Below are 6,062 nucleotides of genomic sequence, written 5' to 3' on the forward strand. Positions count from 1 at the left end.
AAACATTCCACCACCCCAATGTCCTCCTCCACTGACCGACTGAACAGCCTGCCCATCTAACACAACCCATGAATTTCGGTAGCCAGTCCAACGCCATGTGTTTGATGCCCCTATTTTATCCATCAAATTTTCTTTCAATACTTGGGGTAAAGGTTTACGCCAAACGTTCAAAGCCGCCAATGAAAGCACATTTACTCTTACATCATTGTATTCATAAACACTTCCTTGCTTGTTTCTTGGTCTATTTAGCCATTTTGTAGCATCCTTATCAGGTCGGTCAGCCCAATCAGGTTTGCCCCAAAGCGTTCCTTCCCAATCGCTGGTTTGGCGGAGGAGTGCATCCCAAGTGATGGTTTTATTATGTGGCGTATCAAAAAGATTGAGTAATTCAGGTTTGCCAAAATCATCCGCCGAACGATTAACTGGATTACCATAAACTTCGATTGGTGGTACGTAAGAAGCAACCGTATCCAAAACACTTCTAATTAAGCCCCTATCAACTGCCAAACCGACAACACTCGATAGAAAGCTTTTTGTCACGCTATGCGTAATATCGCAGCGGCTTGGTTCGCCCCACTGAGCCACTATGTAACCTTTATGAATAATTAAACCCGTTGGTTCACCTCTTTCGGCAAAAGGACCAATCGCAAAACCGAATGGCTCTTTACCAAAAGACTGATAATGAGACACTTCCATATTTCTTGGATTCTTGATTTCATTGTCTTGGGCAAATTTGATGGTTTCTTTGATTTTATCTGGGTTGAGTCCTAATTCAGTAGGATTTTTTGAAATCCATTGATTTGCGGCTGGAAAATATGCCTCAGTTTTGGTTTTTTGTGCAAAACAGATGGTGAAGAAAGTCGAAAGTAGCGGTAAAATACTGGTTAAGAGAACTTTAGTCATAATGATAGGTTATTTTGCCGATAAAGATTATTTGTAAATTAAACCATTAAAAACAATTTTTGGCTTAATTTGCGATGAATAAATTTAATGATGAGACTTATGGAGAAAATAGCTCTTTATATTATGGCAGGATTCTTTGTATTTGCAGGAATTTCGCACTTTACAAAGAAAAACTTTTTTATGAAAGCCATGCCACCGTATATTCCAAATCACGAAGAAATGGTGATTATCAGTGGAATTGCAGAAATCATTCTCGGAATTGGACTACTTTTCAGCCAAACAAAACCTTTGGCAGCTTGGGGAATTATTTTATTGTTGATTGCGGTTTTTCCAGCCAACATTTATATGGCTACTTCGGGCAAATTCAAAAAAATACCACAGTGGTTACTGTGGCTAAGACTTCCATTACAATTAGTATTGATTGCTTGGGCGTATTATTTAATTGATAATTGAGAATGGACAATGTAAAGACTACTATTATCCATTCTGCATTTTTAATTCTCCATTATTAGTTTAATATCTTCATCAGAAATTACTGGCGTGGCTCCTTTTTGAGTTGCCACAAAAGCTCCAACGGCACAAGCATATTTTAAGGCTTCGGCTGGCGTTTCGCCATTTAACCACTTTGTAATAAACGAAGCTAAAAATGAATCACCACTTCCGATGGTATCGTTTACGGTTACCTTAAACCCTCCATGAGCTGAGATTGTATTATTTTCATCCACAAAAAAAGCTCCATTTCCTCCTCTCGTAACAATGATTCCTTTAAGATTATATCGCTCTTTGATGAAAATAGCGTTATTTTCCTCGTCAGAATGTTGCCCATACCATGCACAAATCATTTCCAATTCTTCGTCGTTGACTTTTACAATGTCGGCTATTTCAAAAAGCTCATGGACAAGTCCTTCTGAATAAAAAGGTTTTCTTAGATTAATATCCAAAACCCGTAATTTTGCGGACGATTGTAAAGCAAGAAGTGTATTTTTTGAAACTTCATTACGCAAAGCCAAACTACCAAAAACCAACGCATCAGCTTCATGAACAGCCGATTTAGCATCTTCGGTCAAACAAATAAAATCCCAAGCAACTGGTTCTATTATTGTGTATGAAGGGCTTCCTTGCTCATTTAAAGTCACTTCAACGATTCCTGTTTGATATTCATTTTTCTGAACATTTTCTATTGATAAACCTCGATTTTCTAAAAATGAAGTAATTCCTTCGCCAAATTCATCATCACCAACGGCACTTATCATGGTGGCATTCAAACCCAATTGATTGGCATGAACAGCTACATTCATGGGTGCTCCGCCTGCAATTTTGCCTGTTGGTAATAAATCCCACAATACTTCTCCAAAACAAACTATATTTTTCTTCGACATTTTCTAAAATAATGACTTGTTGTATTTAATGATAAAATTAATTTTGAACGTCCAAATTGGACATTCCTATGGTTAAAAATGAATTCTTATAAACCTATTTTTTAGCCCAAACTGATTTTAATGGATGTATTGTTCCAGAAATCAACTCGGCGTTTCCGCCTTTGCTGTAAAGTTCGATTTTTGTATAATCTTCGGTAGGAAAAAATAAATCTGTCAAGGCAATTTTTCCGCCATTTACGAAAACTTCGATTGAAGCATTATCAACTAAAGCCTTGATTGTCAACTCTTTGATATCATAAAACGGGGCCGTATGTTTCTTGGCAAATTTTGAAGAAAAATCAGACTTTCCAGCATTTGTTCGGTCAATAAAAATTTGTTTTGAAGTTTTATCATATCCAACAATCAATTTTTCGTTTTTTGAATTTGATAAAACAAAGCCCAACTCTGTTGCGGTTGATGCAGCTAAATCAAATGATAAATCCAGTTCATTTAGAACCGATTTATTATCAATTGAGAGAGTATTTGTAAACGTCTGTTTTGGAATGTTTGTACTCGAAATTCGCAAAGTTTCAAGTTGTTTGACAGGCATTTGGGCTAAGCGGTAGCCTTCTGGAGTATTTATTAACGATAGTTTTCGAGGAACTGTCATTCCGCTACGCCAAATCGAAGTAGGTACTAAATTGGCGTAATCGTCCCAGTTCGACATCCAACCAATGTAGATTCTTTCGTTATTTGGGGCATTAAACCACGTTACACCTGCATAATTATCGGCACCATAATCTAACCAAAGTTTAGTTTCGGGCGAATTATCGTTAGTGAAAGTCTTTCCATCAAAATTACCAACAAAATATTGCGTTCCTGAGCCACCGTTGATTGCCCCACGACCAATGTTTTGTATCAAAACCCATTTTTCAGTTCCATCATCGGTTTTGAAAGAAATCAAATCTGGACATTCCCACACACCGTCTTTCACACTTTCTTTTAAACCAAATTCACTGGCTTTTTCCCATTCTTTGAGGTTGGGAGAAGTAAAAATCTCTAATTTCTTTCCTACTGCCAAAGGCATAATCCAATTTTTAGAGGCTTCGTGCCAAAACACTTTTGGGTCACGAAAATCGGTATCGCCTTTGTTCGGTATAACTGGATTTTTTTCATATCTGGTCCATGTTCGGCCTTTATCCAAGCTGTACGCAATTCCTTGAGATTCACGGTCGTTTCGTCCTGCTTTTTCTTTCACCATATCGTGGTAAGTAAAAATCGCAACCAAGGGTTTTTCTTTTCCAGTCTGAAAACCCGTAGTGTTATTTTCATCTATAACGATACTTCCCGAAAAAATATAACCTAATGAATCGGGGTAAAGAGCAATCGGGAGATGCTCCCAGTTGACTAAATCTTTACTGATGGCGTGTCCCCAATGCATTGGCCCCCAAACGGTACTATCGGGGTTATGTTGATAAAACATGTGATATTCGCCATCGTAATAAACGAGTCCGTTGGGGTCATTCATCCAACCTTTTTCGGGTGTGAAATGAAACTGAGGTCGGTGCGTCTCCTGATAATAAATATTTTTGGTCTCATTCATAGATTTGCAAGACAAAAACATTAACAAAAAAGATAGGTAAATTAAATTCCTCATAGGTAGTTATTAAAGTATTTTCTAGAAATTAAAGGTAGAAAAAAAGCCACAATTTATAAAAACTGTGGCTTCTAAATTTTGAAAAACGATTACTTAAATAAAAGCTCCATTTTTGCCAATAATTCTTTAGCACTTGCAACTGCCTGCGTAGTTGGCTTACTATCAGCATCTTGCAAAATATTATGAACCGATGCCAATCCCGATTGAATCTTTTTTAAATTTGCTTCTTTTGCATCAAATTGCTTTAAACCTTCTTCGGTCATTCTGATTCTTTGGCGTAAATCTTTCATTTTTGCCAATTCATCTTGTATTTTCATACGTCCTTCATAGCAAGCCAATGATAAATCATGCTGAAGTTTCAAATCTATTGCCGAAGTTTTCACACGTGGGTCCATTTTCACTAAAAAGGTTTGTTCGTAAGATTTCCCATTTACTGTCAATTTAGCAATGTAATACCCTGGCATCACCCACGGAGAAGTAGCATCGGGAGCAGTATTTTGATAAACTGCCGAAATCGGATACGATGGTGGTAGGTTTAACGGAGGATAGTGCAAATCCCACATAAAACGATGTGAACCAGCTTCGGCCGAAAGTATTTGTTGTGGGCGAATCCAATAATGAGGAATATTCAAATCAGGTAATTCGTAAGGTTTATCCTCACTTGAAAATTTACGAATTAGTTTTTTAGATGAATCAAAAATCTCAAGAATTACGGGATTATTGATTTTTTCTTTCAAGTAATAATTGATAATTGCTCCATCGGGTGGATTTTGCCCTTGTGGTTCTTCTTGAGTTATTGGGGTATCGGTGTATGTACTCCAACGCACTCGATAAGTGTTTTGTGGTTTGTATAAAAACGCCTCGATTTTTGTAATTTCCTCCGAAACTTGACGTAATGGTGTAATATCATCTAATATCCAAAAGCTACGCCCGTGAGTACCGACTACAATATCATCATCCTTGATTACCAAATCTCTGATACTCGTGGCGGGCATATTGAGCCTTAAAGATTGCCAATTTTCACCATCATCAAACGATACATAAACGGCATTTTCAGAACCTGCAAATAACAAGCCTTTGCGAGATGGGTCTTCACGAACCGTATTTATTGGTTCATTTGGTAAACCTTTTACGATTTCTTGCCAAGTTTTACCTCCATCTTTCGTACGGAAAATATGCGGACGTTGGTCGTCAAGTCGGATTCTATTTACTGCCACATACGCCACATTTTTATCAGACTGACCAGCATCAATTTGTGAAATTTTCGACCAAATCCAGAAATCATCCTGTTCTCCTTTAGGGGTTGGGGGCGTTACATTTTGCCAAGTTTTTCCGCCATCTTTTGTTACATGAATCAAACCATCGTCTGTACCTGCCCAAAGGACATTAATGTCTTTTGGTGATGGTGCTAATGCATAAATTACCCCACGACGAGGCATTTTTTTCATAGCTTCGGTAGTAAAAACACTGAAACTTGCTGGAAGTTTATCATAGCTTTCACGAGTTAAATCTGGACTAATCACTTCCCACGAATCACCGCCGTTTTTTGTTTTAAACAATACATTTCCTGCAAAAAACAAAGATTTTTTATCGACTGGTGAAAACATAACAGGGGCCGTACGAATAAAGCGATACTTACCCGAACGAACTGCTTCGGGGGCAATATACTGGGTTTGACCTGTTCGTTTATCATATTTTGTAATTTTTCCACCATAAATAATATTCGGGTCGAGCGGGTCGGCGGCTACATAGCCGTATTCCTCCACTCCTACTGGATGCCAATCTCTGAATGTAATGATACCGTCATTTCCACGAGAAGCAATGCCAACCGAACCACTTTCTTGCTGGCCACCGTAAACATTATACGGAAATGCGTTGTCGGTGCTTACATGGTAAAACTGTGCGGTTGGTTGATTATACCAAGATGAAAAAGTTTGTCCACCATTGACAGTAATAATGGCCCCTTGGTCAGCTGCCAAAAGCATAATGTCGGGGTTATTTGGATTTATCCAAAGTCGGTGATAATCATCTCCACCCGGAGCTCCGCGGAAAGCCGTCCAAGTTTTTCCTGCATCTTCCGACTTCCAAGTATCAACATCAGCACTAAAAACGATGTCAGGGTTTGTCGGATGCACTTTTACTTC

The 6,062-nt window shown here is 38.2% G+C and carries 5 protein-coding genes; 1 reads left to right on the forward strand and 4 read right to left on the reverse strand.

All coding sequences use genetic code 11. The features are described from left to right. Positions 1-903 (reverse strand): serine hydrolase (locus ACOVO2_RS06155; RefSeq protein WP_421769123.1); only part of this gene is annotated, 903 nt, incomplete at its 3' end. 99 nt (positions 904-1,002) lie between these two features. On the opposite strand from ACOVO2_RS06155, the gene ACOVO2_RS06160 reads away from it, so the two are divergent. Further along, positions 1,003-1,356: a DoxX family protein gene (locus ACOVO2_RS06160; RefSeq protein ID WP_421769124.1), complete on the forward strand. Its 354-nt coding sequence runs from the start codon at positions 1,003-1,005 to the stop codon at positions 1,354-1,356. Positions 1,357-1,397: 41 nt separating this feature from the next. Here ACOVO2_RS06160 and ACOVO2_RS06165 read toward each other — a convergent pair whose 3' ends face one another. The 3 genes from ACOVO2_RS06165 to ACOVO2_RS06175 form a co-directional block, all read right to left on the reverse strand. Then, positions 1,398-2,282 (reverse strand): carbohydrate kinase family protein, encoded by an 885-nt coding sequence (locus ACOVO2_RS06165; RefSeq protein ID WP_421769125.1) that lies wholly within the window; start codon positions 2,280-2,282, stop codon positions 1,398-1,400. Between the two features lie 94 nt (positions 2,283-2,376). After that, positions 2,377-3,864, reverse strand: a complete 1,488-nt coding sequence (locus ACOVO2_RS06170) for a glycoside hydrolase family 32 protein (RefSeq protein ID WP_421769126.1) — start codon at positions 3,862-3,864, stop codon at positions 2,377-2,379. A gap of 143 nt (positions 3,865-4,007) precedes the next feature. After that, positions 4,008-6,062: glycoside hydrolase (locus ACOVO2_RS06175; RefSeq protein WP_421769127.1), on the reverse strand; the 2,055-nt coding region annotated here is incomplete at its 5' end.

Source organism: Emticicia sp., from assembly GCF_049241225.1.
Taxonomy (GTDB): Bacteria; Bacteroidota; Bacteroidia; order Cytophagales; family Spirosomataceae; genus Emticicia.

Excerpts from the sequence above, each read along its gene's own strand:
- ACOVO2_RS06165 (WP_421769125.1), bottom strand. The coding sequence starts at position 2,282 with ATGTCGAAGAAAAATATAGTTTGTTTTGGAGAAGTATTGTGGGATTTA.
- ACOVO2_RS06160 (WP_421769124.1), top strand. The coding sequence starts at position 1,003 with ATGGAGAAAATAGCTCTTTATATTATGGCAGGATTCTTTGTATTTGCA.
- ACOVO2_RS06170 (WP_421769126.1), bottom strand. The coding sequence starts at position 3,864 with ATGAATGAGACCAAAAATATTTATTATCAGGAGACGCACCGACCTCAG.